Origin of the sequence: Actinosynnema sp. CA-299493, from assembly GCF_050946825.1 — a bacterium.
GTDB lineage: Bacteria > Actinomycetota > Actinomycetes > Mycobacteriales > Pseudonocardiaceae > Actinosynnema.
Genome location: NZ_CP191993.1, coordinates 1,893,397 through 1,907,185 on the forward strand (window position 1 = coordinate 1,893,397; position 13,789 = coordinate 1,907,185).

The window sequence follows — 13,789 nt, forward strand, 5'->3', positions numbered from 1 at the left end:
ATGATGGACCGGAGGTCCGACAATTTCAGGCGGTTTTACCGGACCGGAGCCGGCACAGGTGCGCGAGAGGGCTCTGTGGACGGTCCGGCCTGCGCCTGCGTCACGCGAGCAGTTGGGCGCGCAGTTCGTCGTCCCGCAGCACGGTCAGGGCCCACGGCGTCTCCTCGAACACCCGCTCCGCGCCGGGCGACCGCGCCAGCCGCAGCATCGCCTGGCACACGTCGGCGAACGGCTGTCCCCGGACGGTCAGCACGGCCTCGCGCATCTCGGCCGCCGAGTCGAGCGCCCGCCCGGCCGTCCACCGCTCCAGGCACATCAGCACCACCCGCCTCGCGTGCGCCCGACCCTGGGTCAGCACCGGCCGGTTGAGCCCGCAGACGTCCACGGTGGCCGCGCCCTTCTCCGTGCGCGCCACGTAGACGCCCAGCGACAGCGTCAGCAGCAAGTGGTCGAACGGGTCCTCGGTGCTGGGGTCGACCAGCAGCGGCGTGCCGTCGGCGGCCACCGGGAACCGGTCCCGCTTGAGGTTGCTGTTGCACGTCGAGCAGGCCAGCAGGTGGTTGAGCCAGTCGAACGTGCGCAGCGGGTTGAGCGACAGCGGCTCGAAGTGGTCGATGTCCGTGCCCTGGCTGTCGCCGCAGTACATGCACCGCCGGTAGCCCGGCGCCATGTCCTCCAGCAGCCGCCGCAACGGCGCGTGCACGGTCCGCCGCACAGCGGTGCGCTTCCACAACGTGCGTGCCGCGCGGGTGGGGTGGGCGGCGTTCCCGATCTCGTCGGTCAGCCCGGGCAGCCGGTCGGCCAGTTCGGCGGGCAGCGCGGGTCGGACGAGCCGGATCACGTCCCGTTCACGTCCCGTCGCGTTCCAGCCGCGCGGACACCTCACGCGCGCGTGCCACGGGCGAGCTGGTCAGCAACGCGCGCAGCACCTCGTAACGGCGCACGGCGCGCGCGTCGGCCGTGCCGCCGATCACCGCCACCTCCAGCTCCACCAGCTCGGCGCGCAGCTGCTGCGCGCGTTCGGAGTAGGGCGTGTCGAGGCCGAACAGCTCCGAGAGCACCGCGTCGTCGCCGCTGCCGTAGACGATCCGCTCGTAGAGGTCCTGGTCGACGACCCGCGGCGGTTCCTGCCGGTCCGGTCCGGGCAGCCGGACCAGCCCGCCGGGATCGGCGGCCTGGCACAGGTACGGGCTGTGCGTGGTGACGATGAACTGGATGTTCGGGAAGTGCTCCTTGAGCCACCCGCCGATCCGCTTCTGCCACGACACGTGCAGGTGCGCGTCCACCTCGTCGATGATGACCACGCCGGGCGCGGTCAGGGCCAGGCCGTGCGCGGTGGGCGTGGTCCTGAGGTCGCCGTAGGACTCGTGGATCTGCTTGATCAGGTCCACCACGAGCGCGGCGACGGTGCGGTAGCCGTCGCTCATCTCGCGCAGCGGGAACCGGTGCCCGCCGCTGACCACCCACAGCCCGTCGGAGTCGACGCCCTCGATCCGGTAGTCGTCGGGCAGCAGGCCGTCCGACAGCACGCCGAGGGCGACGGTCTTCAGCTCCTCCGCGCCCGGCCTGCGCTCCAGCGACCTCAGGTGCTGCTCGATCAGCCAGCCGACGCCCTCGGCCAGCGACGCGTCCTCGTGGAAGAGGCTCGCCAGCCGCGACACCGGACCGTGGCTGAGCATCAGCCGCTGGGCCTCGCCCGCGCCGCCGACGAGCCGCCGGAACGGGCCGTAGGCCGCGCAGAACCACCCGGTCGGGTTGTCCTGCCACGGTCCGCGCAGGGCGGCGGTCTTGCTGCCCTCCAGCTTCTCCTTCAGCGACGGCTGAAGGCCCCGGTGCGTCGGTCGGCTCTCCTCGTCGGGCATCGTCCAGCCGAGGCCGGCCCACAGCCTGCCCTCCGGCGGGCGGCCCTTGCCGAACCGCTCCACCCGCCGGTCGTGGGTGAACTGGACCTGGACGACACCTTCCCGCTGTCCCGCGGTGACCCAGTTCTCGAAGTCCGGCACCAGGTTGCGGGCCACCGCCGGACCGCTCACGGCCAGCGCGATCGCCCTCAGCAGCGAGGTCTTGCCGGACCCGTTGCGGCCGGCGATCACCGTCCAGCCGGGCGCGGTGAGCTTGAGATCCACTTCGCGGGCGCCGTGGAACCCCTTGACGTTCCGCAGCCGGACCTGCGAGATGTACATGTGGCCAGACTTTAGTCCGCGCTGATCACCCGTCCGGTTCGTCGGGCGCGTCCTGGGGCGTGCCGGGCGGCGTCGGTGCCGCCACCGACGGCGGGGATGAGCGGAGGGCGTATATGCACCTTTTGAACTCGATCGAGTGAACGAGAGCGGGCTGCGGAACAGCACTAGGGTGTTCGCAGTTCTTTTCCAGCGAGGAGAGATCCGCATGGCAGCCGTCCAAACCCGACGCAAGCGCAAGCTGGGGCAGTTCCTCAACGCATTGCGCAAGCGGGCGGGCAAGACCGAGATCGACTACCACGCGCTGACCAGGAAGACGCAGTCGACGCTGTCGCGGATGGAGAACGGTTACATCAGTCCGAGTTGGACCGAACTGGGTGCGCTGCTCGGCCTCTACGGGGCGACCGATGCCGAGCGGCGCGAGGCGGAAGCGCTGTGGGAGGACGCGAAGCAGGACGGCACCCGCCTGGTGCACGCCGCTGCCTTCACCCCGGAGGCACGGACGTACGCCCGGCAGGAGGCAGATGCCACGGAGGTGCGCACCATCGAGATGATCGTCATCCCGGGGCTGCTCCAGACGCCCGCCTACGCGGCGGCGATCAGGCTCGCGGGACAGCGGTTCATGGACTCGTCGGTGTCGTTGGAACAGGTGGCCGCGGCACTGGCCAACCGGCAGCGCCGGTTGCCGGGGTTGCGGCTGCACGCGGTGATCGACGAGGCGGCCTTGCACCGGATCGTCGGCGGCACCACCGTCATGCGCGAGCAGTTGTCGCATTTGCTCGAGAAGGGGAAGCAGGACAACATCACCATCCAAGTGGTTTCGTTCGGCGCCGGCGCCCACGGGACGATGTCGGGCGGTGGCGCGACCGCTCTCCGCTTCGAGGAAAGTGATCCTTCGGCCGTGTACCTGGAGTACGCGGGTGGTGGCAAGTGGGTGGACAATCGCGCCGACGTGCAGAAGTACCTGTTGCACTTCGAGGAAATCGTGAGCGAGGTCGCCCTTTCGCCCAAGGAGTCGGCTTCGCTGATCAGAAAACTGGCAACCGCACTGAAGGACACATGAACAACGACAAGGCGTGGCGCAAGAGCACGTACTCCGGCGCGGGCAACAACTGCGTCGAGCTGGCCGTGGGACGGAACACGACCAGCGTCCGGGACAGCAAACGACCAGGTTCCAGATTGATCTTCGCGGAGCGCCCGTTCCGGGCGTTCCTCACAGCCCTCCGGCGAATCTGACCGCAACCGCAACCCGCCGTCCGCCCGCGGTGCCGCGGTGACCGTCGCACCGCGGGTGGCGGTGACGGCGCGGACGGTCGACGGCCCCGGCCGGAGGAGGTCGAAACCGAGTCCGCGTCGACTCCCGCGCCGCCGTCCACAGGGGACGGGTGACCCACGCCACAACGAGGTCCTGTCAGGAATCGGATCGCCGTCTCGTTCAGAGGGGCGAGCGAACCCGACAGGAGCACACCATGAAGCACCGCATCGTCGTCCTGGGAGCCGGTTACGCCGGGGGCTACGCCGCCGGACAGCTCGCCCGCCGCCTGCACGCCGACGACGTCGAGATCACCGTCGTCAACGCCGAACCCGACTTCGTCGAGCGGATGCGCCTGCACCAGCTCGCCGCGGGCCAGGACCTCCGCCGCCACGACCTGGCGGAGTTGTTCGCGGGCACCGGCATCCGCCTGCGCCTGGCCCGGGTCACCGCCGTCGACCCCGAGCGGCGGACGGTCACCACGACCGACGGCCGGCTCGACTACGACACCCTCCTCTACGCGCTCGGCAGCGCCGTTGCCGACCACGGCGTCCCGGGCGTGGCCGAGCACGCCTTCCCGGTCGCCGACCGGCCGTCGGCGCTCCGCCTGCGCCACCGCCTCGACCAGCTGGGCGGGCACGGCGCGGTCGTGGTCGTCGGCGGCAACCTGACCGCGATCGAGGCCGCCACCGAGATCGCCGAATCCCGTCCCGGCCTCGACGTCACCCTCGCCACCACCGGTGAGCTGGGCGGTTGGCTCGGCCCCAGGGCACGTCGCCACCTGCGGCGCGCGTTCGACCGCTTCGGCATCACGGTCCACGAACACACCACCGTCGACCGGGTCGAAGCCACCGCGGCCATCGCCGCCGGCACGACCTTCACCTCCGACGCGACCGTCTGGGCCGCCGGTTTCGCCGCCCACCCGCTCGCCGCGGCCAGTGGTCTCGACGTCGCGGACAACGGCCGGATCCTGGTCGACCGCTTGATGCGCTCGGTCTCGCACCCCGGCGTCTACGCCGCCGGCGACAGCGTCCACGCCATCGGCGACAACGGCCGCCCGCTGCCGATGTCCTGCGCCTCGGCCGGGTGCACCGGCGCGCAGGCCGTGGCCGCGATCGTCGGTGACCTGACCGGCCGCGAGATCCCGACGAGCTCCCTGGGCTACGTCGGCAACCACATCAGCCTCGGTCGGCAGGACGGGATCCTCCAGGTGGTCGACGGCGACGCGCGGTCGAGGAGCTGGGCCCTGCGCGGTCGCCCGGCCGCCCGCGTCAAGGCGCTCGTCCTCCGGGGCGCCGCCTTCGGCATGGCCCACCCGACCTTCGGGATGCCGACCCGCAGGCACCACCTGGCCAAGGCCGCCGAAGCGGTCGTCGCCTAGCGTGACCGCCATGGACAGCGCGACCTTGGCGCGTTTCGAGGCTGGCCGGGACCGGCTGACCTCGCTGGCCTACCGCCTGCTCGGCTCGGCCGCCGACGCCGAGGACACCGTGCAGGACGCGTTCCTCCGCTGGCAGGCCGCCGACCAGGGCCACATCGAGGTGCCCGAGGCGTGGCTGACCAAGGTCGTCACGAACCTGTCCCTCGACCGGCTGCGCTCGGCCAAGACCCGGCGCGAACGCGCGGTGGGCGCCTGGCTGCCCGAACCGCTCCTCGACGGCGACCCGATGCTGGGCCCGGCCGACACCGTCGAGCAGCGCGAGTCGGTCACCCTGGCGGTGCTGACCCTCCTGGAACGCCTCACGCCGGTCGAGCGGGCCGTCTACGTCCTGCGCGAGGCCTTCTCCTACGGTCACGCCGAGATCGCCGGGATCCTCGACATCACCGAGTCCGCGAGCCAGCAGCACGCCCACCGCGCCCGCCGCCACGTCGCCGCCGGGCGCACCTTGGGCGAGGTCGACCGCGCCTCCGCGCGCCGGATCGTGGCGGAGTTCCTCGCCGCCGCGTCCTCCGGCCGGACCGAACGCCTGGTGGCCCTGCTGACCGACGACGCGACCGCGATCTCCGACGGCGCCGGCCTGTCCGAGAAGCTGCTGAGGTACTCGGCTCCCGAGCGCATCGCCGCCGCCCTGCGCGCCGGCTTCAAGCCGACCCCCGCGAAGCGCAGGCTGGTCGGTGGCGCCGTGGCGATCCACGCCGGCCTGGTCAACGGCACACCGGCCGTGATCGCCGTGGTGGACGACCGGGTCGTGGGCGTCGGCGTCCTGGAGGTCCGCGACGGCAAGATCGCGACCGTGCGCGGCGTGGCCTCGCCGTCCCGACTCGGCCGCATGACCGAGCAGTGGCGGCGGCACGACCACGACGCCCCGCTCATCGAAGCGTGGTGACCAGCGCCGATCACTCCCAGCCGAACCCGCCGTGGATCGCCGTGGCGAAGTGGATGCCGCCACCGATGTGCGCGACGTGGCGGATGTCGTCCACGGTGATCGTGAACTCGGCGTACGGGTAGTCCTCCAGCGTCATCGCGGCCAACTTGTCCGCGTACGCGCCTTCGTCGTACTCCTCGTCGTCCTCATCGCCGAAGTCCCACGGCGGCGGCCAGTTCCGGACCTCGCCGAGGCGGTAGTCGACGACGACCTGACACGCCCGCTCGTGGAACGCACGGGCGTCCCCGCGGTCCAACGCCCTGAGCGGTTCGAACACCGACCGCAGGTCCTCCACCACGCCGCCCAGCTCCTCCAGGCGGAGGTGCAGCCGGTCGTCGGGCAGGTTCTCCTCAGCGGACGTGAAGAAGTGCCCGTGCCGGATCCGGTGCCACACCTCCACGATCACCCGCAGCGCGAAGTCCCGACCCGGCGGAACCGCCTCCGCGTCGGGGTTGATGATGTGCACCCGTCCACGCAGCGTCGCGCCCGCTCTGCCGTCGATCGAGATGCGGTAGGTATCCATCACTGCGCTTGCCCCGTCTTGTCGGCTGATCCCACCCACAACCGACGTGGTGCGCGACGACCCGGTTCCCCCGCACGGCGAGCGACCCCGCCCAGTGGACGGGGTCGCTCGGTGGGGTGGCGGGTCGCTCAGTGGACCCCGAGCACCCCGTCCACCCGGCGCGGGATGCCCAGCGGGTTGCCCTCGCGCAGCTCGGCGGGCAGCAGGGCGTCCGGCCAGGACTGGTAGGTCACCGGTGCCACCCACCGCCGGATCGAGGTGGCCCCGACGGACGTGTGCAGCGGGTTCGTGGTGGACGGCCACGGTCCGCCGTGGTGCATGCCCCAGGCCACGGCGACACCGGTCGGCCAGCCGTTGAAGATCAGCCGGCCCACCACCGGCCGCAGCGCCTCGGCGACGCGGCCCGCGCGCTCGTGCTCGGAGTCGGCGGCGTGCACGGTGCCGGTGAGCGTGCCGGGCAGCCGGGGGAGGACCGGCTCCAGCTCGGCCGGGTCGTCGTAGGTCACCACGACCGCCGCCGGGCCGAAGTGCTCCTCGGTCAGCTTGTCGAGGTTGTCCGCGAACGTCGCCACCGGCACCTGGAAGAGGCGCGGTCCGACGCTCCAGCCCTCGGTGGGCGCGGTGCCCTCGGCGACCAGGTCGGCCAGGCCGGAGGCGGCCAGGTCGTCGGTCCCGGAGCGGTACGAGTCGCGCATCCGCTCGTTCAGCATCGGGCCGCCCGCGGCGGCCGTGACGGCGTCCGCCAAGGCCGGGACGAGGGAGGCCGGCGCGAAGAGCAGGCCGGGGTTGGTGCAGAACTGGCCCACGCCGAGCGTCAACGAGCCGACGAACTCCGCCGCGAAGCCCTCGGGGCGCGCGGCGGCGGCGTCGGGCAGGACGACGGTCGGGTTGACGCTGCCCAGCTCGCCGTAGAACGGGATGGGATCGGGGCGGGCGTTGGCCAGGTCGTACAGCGCGCGACCGCCCGCGGTGGAGCCGGTGAAGCCGACCGCCTTGATCGCGGGGTGCTTGACCAGCGCCACGCCGGCCTCCTGGCCGTGCACGATCCCGAAGACCCCCGCCGGCACCGCGGACGCCACGATCCGCGCCGTCTCCCGCGACGTGCCGGGGTGCGACGGGTGCGCCTTCACGATCACCGGGCAGCCCGCGGCCAGCGCGGACGCCGTGTCGCCGCCCGCCACCGAGAACGCGAACGGGAAGTTCGACGCGGCGAAGACGCCCACCGTCCCGAGTGGACGGAGCAGGCGCCGCAGCACCGGCCTCGGCGGGATGATGTCCGGGTTCGCCGAGTCCAACGTCGCCTCGACGTAGCTGCCCTCGCGCAGCACCTCGCCGAACAGCCGCAGCTGGTTCGTCGTCCGCTTGAGCTCCGTCGTCAACCGGGGCACGCCCAGCGCCGTCTCGGCGTCGGCCAGCTCGACCAGCTCGGCCGAAGAAGCGCCCAGGGCGTCCGCCACCGCGTCCAGCACCGAGGCCCGCTCCACCGCCGGCAACGACGACCAAGCCGGGAACGCCGCCTCGCCGGCCCGCGCCAGCTCGTCCACCTCGACGTCCGACGTCTCCGGCACCGCCTCGCCGACCGGCTCGCCCGTCCGGGGGTTGTACCCCTGCACGCCGCCGCTCATCGGCCGGCCTCCTTCACCGCGGTGTCGAACTCGGGGGTGCACCACACGCCGCCCAGGTACGTCAGGGCCGGGGAACCGGGGTCCGGCGCGCCACCGGCGAGGACCTCCTCCGCGAACACCTCGGAGTCGTCCTCGGACTTGTACCCCAGCGCCTCTGCCTCGCCCAGCGAGAACCACCGCCGCGTGTTGTCCGAAACGCCCCACACCACCCGGAACCCGGGCGACGGCGTCGACAGGCAGGCCTCGAACAGTCGCGCCCCGTCGTCCGGCGACAACCACGTCGACAACATCCGCGCGTCACGCGGCTTCTCGAAGCACGACCCGATCCGCACCGCGATGACGTCCATCCCGTACCGCGACGCGTACAGGCTGCCCAACGCCTCCAACGCCACCTTGCTCACGCCGTAGTACGTGTCCGGCTTGGGGAACAGGTAGTCGCCCGCCTCGCCGGCAGCGCGCTCGTGGTACCCGACCGCGTGGTTGGAGCTGGCCAGCACGACCCGGGACACCCCGGCCCGCCGCGCCGCCTCCAGCACCACGTGCGTGCCGTTGATGTTGACGTCCAGGATCTCCGCCCACGGCCGCTCCAGGCTGTGCCCACCGAGGTGGATCACCGCGTCGACCCCCGCGCACGCCTCCTCCATCGCGGCCTCGTCGGTCACCGAGGCCGTGACCAGCTCGACCCGTTCACCGTCGGCGGCGGCCGGCAGCGGCGCGATGTCGAGCAGGCGCAGGGTCCGGTCCGGCGCGGCCAGTCGGGTGCGCATGAGCGTGCCGACTATGCCGGCGGCGCCGGTGATGAGGATTCGCTCGGTCACGTCGAGCCCTTTCGGAATCGGAACAGGAATCAGCGGCCGAACTGGCGCAGCAGTTCGGTGATCGTGCGGGCCGCGTGCAGCAGCGCCTCGACGACCTGGCGCTCGTGGTCGGGGTCGAGCCTGCCCAGCGGCACCGAGCAGCTCATCGCGTCGAGCACCGGGTTGCGGTAGGGCAGGGCGACGGCGAAGCAGCCGAGGCCCGGGGTGTTCTCCTCGCGTTCGTGCGCGTACCCGACCGCGCGGAACCCCGCGAGCTGGGCGTGCAGCGCCGGGCGCTCGATGATCGTGTTCGGGGTCAGCGGCGTCAGCCGCGCGGGCAGGATCGCGTCGACCTCGGCGGGCGTGCGGGCGGCGAGCAGCGCCTTGCCCAGCGACGTGGAGTGCGCGGGCAGCCGCCGTCCGACGCGGGACACCACGCGCAGGTGGTGCTCGGACTCGCGACTGGCCAGGTAGACCACGTCCGCGCCGTCGAGGCGGGCCAGGTGGACCGTCTCGTTGATCTCCCGGCGCACCTGCTCCATCACGCGGATGGCGACCTGCACCACCGGGTCGTGGTCGAGGTACGACGTGCCGACGAGCAGCGCGCGCACGCCGATGCCGTACGTGCCGCGGGTGGGGTCGAGCTCCACCCACCCCCTGGCGACGAGCGTCTGCAACAGCATGTAGAGGCTCGACTTCGGGTAGCTCAGCTCGCGGTGCAGTTCGGTCAAGGTCAGCGGGCGGTCCGATGCCGACAGCACTTCGAGCAGTTCCACAGTCCGATCGGCCGACTTGACCGCGTTCGGCCGAGCGGGTGACGCGGGTCCAGTCACCAAGTCCTCCACGGGAAACGTTCCGGCAACACGCTCTTGACACGTCGCTGCGCCGATTCTTACAGTCCGCCCAACACGTTCACAAGTACGACCGCGATTCATATATATGAACAGTACGGCCGTGAACAAGGAGTCGCCGTCCATGACACCCTCCCGCCGGTGCGCCACGGCCGTCGCTGTAGCGACCGTTGCGGGACCGATCACGCACCCGACCTGCGGCTACCGGCCATCCGACGGAGCGGCGCACCGCCACGTGCCGCCCTCGGCCCGAACGCGCCGCGCCGCGAGGTCGACCGAGGTCCGCGCCCAGTCTCCCGGCGCACGGCTCCGCGCCGAGGCGGACCCCACCGGAACGACGGCGTCCGCCGGGCCGACGACGGTGCCGGCCGGACCGACGACGGCGTCCGCCGAACCGGTGAACTCCCGCGGCCGGCCGGGGTTGCGCAACTCCTGGACTCGGGCCGTCCCTTCGCTCAAGGTGTCCCGGTGACACCGGTCGACACCGCCTCGGACGTGGGTGCGACGGCCAGTGGCGGCGGTGCCGTCGTGGCCCACCCCGCGGGGCGATCCCGACCTCGGGGTCGCCCCGCGGAACCACACCCGAACCACTGCCACGTCGGCGGGGACTCGCTCATCAGCGCCGATGGTGCCCCTGCTGCTTCACCTCGCCGTCAGCGCGCCCGCCGCCTGCGCGCTGCCGCGCGAGGAACGCGAAAGTCCTTCCTGCGTGGGATCACCACGGGAGCGATCAAGGGATGAAGGTCTGGGTATGCAACTGGATGGGGTGCTGTTCTTCCCGGTGACGCCGTTCGACGCGGACGGCGCGCTCGCGGAGGACGTGCTGGCCGAGCACGTCAAACGAGGGGTGGCGGCGGGCGCGGGCGGCGTGTTCATCGCCTGCGGCACGGGCGAGTTCCACGCGTTGGAGCCGTCGGAGGTCGAACGGGCGGTGGCCGTCGCGGTCGAGGCGACCGCCGGGCGGGTGCCGGTGTTCGCGGGTGTCGGCGGCCCGCTGCCGACGGCCAAGCGGATCGCCGGATCCGCCGAACGGGTCGGTGCGGACGGTCTGCTGCTGCTGCCGCCGTACCTGGTGTCCAACCCGCCGAAGGGGCTGGTCCGGTACGTGACGGAGGTGGCGGGCGCGTCGGACCTGTCGCTGATCGTCTACCAGCGCAACAACGCGGTGTTCACGCCGGAGACGGCGGTGGAGGTCGCGTCGCTGCCGACCGTGGTCGGGTTCAAGGACGGGCTCGGCGACATCGACCTGCTGCACCGCATCGTGCTCGCGGTGCGCGCGGCGATCGACAAGCCGTTCCAGTTCTTCAACGGCCTGCCGACCGCGGAGCTGACCGTGCCCGCGTACCGGGGCATCGGCGTGGACCTGTACTCGTCCGCGGTGTTCTGCTTCGCGCCGGAGATCTCGCTCGGCTTCTACCACGCCGTGCGCAACGGTGACGACGCGTTGATCAACCGGTACCTGCTGGAGTTCTACAAGCCGCTGGTCGAGTTGCGCGACAAGGTCCCCGGTTACGCCGTGTCACTGGTGAAGGCGGCGGTCCGGGCCACCGGGCTCGACGTCGGCGGCGTCCGCGCGCCGCTGCTGGACCCGACCCCCGAGCACGTGGCGGAGTTGGAGAAAGTCGTCGCGGCAGGTCGGAGCCTGTCCGCATGAGGATCACCGACATCACCATCACCCCGGTCGCCTTCCACGACCCACCGCTGCTGAACTCGGTGGGCGTGCACGAACCGTGGGCGCTGCGCACCATCGTGGAGGTGCACACCGACGAGGGGATCTCGGGACTCGGCGAGAGCTACGGCGACATCGGCCACCTCACCCGGATGCGCACGGCCGCACCCGCGCTGGTGGGCCTGGACGTGCACGGGTTGAACGAGATGCACTCCCGGATCGCGACGGCGCTCGGCGGCGAGGCCGGGTCGGACCGGCACGGGCTGACCGGGCCGCTGACCGTCGAGTCCACTGTGGACCGGGTGTTCTCGCCGTTCGAGGTGGCGTGCTGGGACATCCGGGGCAAGGCGCTCGGCCGCCCGGTGAGCGACCTGCTCGGCGGCGCCGTGCGGACCGCCGTGCCGTACAGCGCGTACCTGTTCTATAAGTGGGCCGGTCACCCCGGCGCGGAGCCGGACGAGTTCGGCGAGGCGCTCGACCCGGCCGGCATCGTGGAGCAGGCCCGGATGCTCATCGAGCGGCACGGGTTCGGCTCGATCAAGCTCAAGGGCGGCGTGCACCCGCCCGAGCAGGAGATCGAGGCGATCCACGCGCTGCGCGAGGCGTTCCCCGACCACCCGCTGCGGCTGGACCCCAACGCGGCGTGGACGCCGGAGACGTCGGTGAAGGTCGCCGAGGAGCTCGACGGCGTGGTCGAGTACCTGGAGGACCCCGCTCCGGACATCGACGGGATGGCGGAGGTCGCGGCCCGCGCGCCGATGCCGTTGGCGACGAACATGTGCGTCATCGCGTTCGAGCACATCGCCCGATCGGTGGGGGTGGACGCGGTGCAGGTCATCCTGTCCGACCACCACTACTGGGGCGGCCTGTCGCGGTCCAAGGAGCTGGCCGCGATCTGCCGGACGTTCGGCATCGGCCTGTCCATGCACTCCAACTCGCACCTGGGCATCAGCCTGGCCGCGATGACCCACCTCGCCGCGGCCACGCCGAACCTGAACTACGCGTGCGACACGCACTACCCGTGGAACGTCGCGGACGACGTGATCACCACGCCGTTCACGTTCGTGGACGGCGCCATCCCGGTGCCGACCACGCCCGGGCTGGGCGTCGAGCTGGACCGCGACGCGCTGGCACGGCTCGCGGAGAACTACCGGACGTGCGGCCTCGTGCAGCGCGACGACACCGGTTACATGCAGAAGCACGACCCGTCTTATGAGAGGAAGCGCCCCCGGTGGTGACCACCGTTGCGCACGTGTACCCCTGGGACGTCGTAGGCGACCCGTCGGCTGTCGAGCGGATCGCGTCGTTGGGTGTGGACGCGGTGGCCCTCGCCGCGTCCTACCACACGGTGCGGGCCGCGACGCCGTTCCACCCTTCGCACCGGATGGTGGACGCGCGGCACGCGGCGTTCTACCTGCCGGTGCGGGAGGAGGCGTGGCGGGGCAAGCGGCTGGTGCCCGCTTCGCCGTCCTGGATGGAGAGCGACGACTCCTACGGCGAGGCGTCCGACGCCCTGCGGGCGGCCGGGTTGCCGGTGTACGCGTGGACCGTGCTGACGCACAGCAGTCGGTTGGGCGATGCTCACCCGGACGTGGTGGTGCGCAACGCTTTCGGCGATCTGTACCCGTACGCGCTGTGCCCGTCGAACGACGACGTGGTCGAGTACGCCCGGACGGTGGTGTCCGAGGTGCTGGAGGTGGGGCGGCCGGACGGGATCGTGCTGGAGGCGTGCGGGCCGCTCGGGTTCTTCCACGGCGGGCACCACGAGAAGACCGACGGCGCGGACTGGTCGGCCGTGCAGCAGAAGTTGCTGTCGCTGTGCTTCTGCGGGGCTTGCGTGCGGCGTCACGACGACCCGGAAGGGTTGCGCGCGCTGGTGCGTGCAGGGGTCGACAACGCTGTCACCAGCGTGGAAGAGGCTCTCGGTGAACGGGCCGACTCCGTCCGCGACGTGCGCACGGAGATCTCCCGCTCGCTTCGCCGCGACCTCGTGGGGTTGATCAGGTCGACGTCGCCGGGCACGCGGATCGCCGCGCACGCGACGGCCGACCCGTGGGGCACCGGGCCGTTCGCCACGGTGGCCGGGGGAGTCGACGCGGACGTCGACGTGCTGACGCTGACGTGCTGGCCGGGCGTGGAGGCGTCCTTGCCCGCGATCCGCGCGCTGCGCGCGGAAGCCGACGTGCGCACTGCCGCGTACGTGCTGGCCCTGCCGCCGAAGCCGGCGGACGGCGACGAACTGCTGAAGGAGTGGCTGGCCTACGCGGAGGCCGGCGTCCAGGAGTTCCACCTGTACCACGCGGGCCTGGCCTCGGCGTCCCGCCTGGACGCCCTCCGCCACGCCATCGCAGCCCTCCCCCGCACCCCCTAACCCCGACAAACGCGAGAGTCCTACGTTCACCCCGCGAGAGTCCTACGTTCAGACACCCCGAGTTCAACACTCAGAAGCGCCGGTCAGTGCGCTGAACGTTGAATTCAGGGGCCCTGAACGTAGGACTCTCGCGCCTTGGACGTAGGACTCTCGGG

Annotated in this window: 13 protein-coding genes; 7 read left to right on the forward strand and 6 right to left on the reverse strand. The window is 71.9% G+C overall.

All coding sequences use genetic code 11. The features are described 5' to 3' along the window. Positions 1–100: 100 nt before the first annotated feature. Together ACQPYE_RS09230 and ACQPYE_RS09235 are read right to left on the reverse strand one after the other, a co-directional pair. Complete coding sequence (locus tag ACQPYE_RS09230; RefSeq protein ID WP_498720587.1) at positions 101–841, reverse strand: HNH endonuclease; 741 nt, start codon at positions 839–841, stop codon at positions 101–103. Between the two features lie 7 nt (positions 842–848). Beyond that, entirely contained in the window at positions 849–2,183 is a 1,335-nt protein-coding gene (locus ACQPYE_RS09235) for an AAA family ATPase (protein ID WP_498720588.1), read from the reverse strand. A gap of 205 nt (positions 2,184–2,388) precedes the next feature. Here ACQPYE_RS09235 and ACQPYE_RS09240 point away from each other — a divergent pair, with 205 nt between their 5' ends. The 4 genes from ACQPYE_RS09240 (at position 2,389) to ACQPYE_RS09255 (ending at position 5,759) form a co-directional block, all read left to right on the forward strand. After that, on the forward strand, positions 2,389–3,243 hold the full coding sequence (locus ACQPYE_RS09240) for a helix-turn-helix domain-containing protein (protein WP_498720589.1): 855 nt from the start codon (positions 2,389–2,391) through the stop codon (positions 3,241–3,243). Then, a complete protein-coding gene (locus tag ACQPYE_RS09245) occupies positions 3,240–3,416 on the forward strand; it encodes a DUF397 domain-containing protein (RefSeq protein WP_498720590.1) in 177 nt (58 codons plus the stop codon). Before ACQPYE_RS09240 ends, ACQPYE_RS09245 begins: the two co-directional genes overlap by 4 nt. Before the next feature lie 233 nt (positions 3,417–3,649). Beyond that, a complete protein-coding gene (locus ACQPYE_RS09250) occupies positions 3,650–4,813 on the forward strand; it encodes an NAD(P)/FAD-dependent oxidoreductase (protein WP_498720591.1) in 1,164 nt (387 codons plus the stop codon). A 10-nt stretch (positions 4,814–4,823) separates the two neighbouring features. After that, positions 4,824–5,759 (forward strand): sigma-70 family RNA polymerase sigma factor, encoded by a 936-nt coding sequence (locus ACQPYE_RS09255; RefSeq protein WP_498720592.1) that lies wholly within the window; start codon positions 4,824–4,826, stop codon positions 5,757–5,759. Between the two features lie 10 nt (positions 5,760–5,769). Here the strand turns inward: ACQPYE_RS09255 and ACQPYE_RS09260 are convergent, their stop codons facing one another. The 4 genes from ACQPYE_RS09260 to ACQPYE_RS09275 all read right to left on the reverse strand — a co-directional run bounded on the left by ACQPYE_RS09260 (position 5,770) and on the right by ACQPYE_RS09275 (position 9,576). Next, positions 5,770–6,321, reverse strand: a complete 552-nt coding sequence (locus ACQPYE_RS09260; protein WP_498720594.1) for a hypothetical protein — start codon at positions 6,319–6,321, stop codon at positions 5,770–5,772. Positions 6,322–6,449: 128 nt separating this feature from the next. Continuing rightward, positions 6,450–7,946: an aldehyde dehydrogenase (NADP(+)) gene (locus ACQPYE_RS09265; protein WP_498720595.1), complete on the reverse strand. Its 1,497-nt coding sequence runs from the start codon at positions 7,944–7,946 to the stop codon at positions 6,450–6,452. Beyond that, positions 7,943–8,764 (reverse strand): NAD-dependent epimerase/dehydratase family protein, encoded by an 822-nt coding sequence (locus ACQPYE_RS09270; protein WP_498720596.1) that lies wholly within the window; start codon positions 8,762–8,764, stop codon positions 7,943–7,945. The genes ACQPYE_RS09265 and ACQPYE_RS09270 overlap by 4 nt, the downstream gene beginning before the upstream one ends. A gap of 29 nt (positions 8,765–8,793) precedes the next feature. Continuing rightward, a complete protein-coding gene (locus tag ACQPYE_RS09275; protein WP_073895339.1) occupies positions 8,794–9,576 on the reverse strand; it encodes an IclR family transcriptional regulator in 783 nt (260 codons plus the stop codon). A 769-nt stretch (positions 9,577–10,345) separates the two neighbouring features. Between ACQPYE_RS09275 and ACQPYE_RS09280 the strand changes: the two genes are divergently transcribed. From ACQPYE_RS09280 to ACQPYE_RS09290, 3 genes are read left to right on the forward strand one after another with little or no spacing between them, the layout of a single operon-like run. After that, the gene (locus ACQPYE_RS09280; protein ID WP_498720598.1) at positions 10,346–11,248 is read left to right on the forward strand and encodes a 5-dehydro-4-deoxyglucarate dehydratase; all 903 of its coding nucleotides are present in this window, start codon (positions 10,346–10,348) and stop codon (positions 11,246–11,248) included. After that, positions 11,245–12,501 (forward strand): glucarate dehydratase family protein, encoded by a 1,257-nt coding sequence (locus ACQPYE_RS09285; RefSeq protein WP_498720599.1) that lies wholly within the window; start codon positions 11,245–11,247, stop codon positions 12,499–12,501. Before ACQPYE_RS09280 ends, ACQPYE_RS09285 begins: the two co-directional genes overlap by 4 nt. Next, positions 12,495–13,634: a hypothetical protein gene (locus ACQPYE_RS09290; RefSeq protein ID WP_498720600.1), complete on the forward strand. Its 1,140-nt coding sequence runs from the start codon at positions 12,495–12,497 to the stop codon at positions 13,632–13,634. Before ACQPYE_RS09285 ends, ACQPYE_RS09290 begins: the two co-directional genes overlap by 7 nt. Positions 13,635–13,789 lie beyond the last annotated feature (155 nt).

Excerpts from the sequence above, each read along its gene's own strand:
- ACQPYE_RS09235 (WP_498720588.1), bottom strand. The coding sequence starts at position 2,183 with ATGTACATCTCGCAGGTCCGGCTGCGGAACGTCAAGGGGTTCCACGGC.
- ACQPYE_RS09240 (WP_498720589.1), top strand. The coding sequence starts at position 2,389 with ATGGCAGCCGTCCAAACCCGACGCAAGCGCAAGCTGGGGCAGTTCCTC.
- ACQPYE_RS09245 (WP_498720590.1), top strand. The coding sequence starts at position 3,240 with ATGAACAACGACAAGGCGTGGCGCAAGAGCACGTACTCCGGCGCGGGC.
- ACQPYE_RS09250 (WP_498720591.1), top strand. The coding sequence starts at position 3,650 with ATGAAGCACCGCATCGTCGTCCTGGGAGCCGGTTACGCCGGGGGCTAC.
- ACQPYE_RS09255 (WP_498720592.1), top strand. The coding sequence starts at position 4,824 with ATGGACAGCGCGACCTTGGCGCGTTTCGAGGCTGGCCGGGACCGGCTG.
- ACQPYE_RS09260 (WP_498720594.1), bottom strand. The coding sequence starts at position 6,321 with ATGGATACCTACCGCATCTCGATCGACGGCAGAGCGGGCGCGACGCTG.
- ACQPYE_RS09265 (WP_498720595.1), bottom strand. The coding sequence starts at position 7,946 with ATGAGCGGCGGCGTGCAGGGGTACAACCCCCGGACGGGCGAGCCGGTC.
- ACQPYE_RS09280 (WP_498720598.1), top strand. The coding sequence starts at position 10,346 with ATGCAACTGGATGGGGTGCTGTTCTTCCCGGTGACGCCGTTCGACGCG.
- ACQPYE_RS09285 (WP_498720599.1), top strand. The coding sequence starts at position 11,245 with ATGAGGATCACCGACATCACCATCACCCCGGTCGCCTTCCACGACCCA.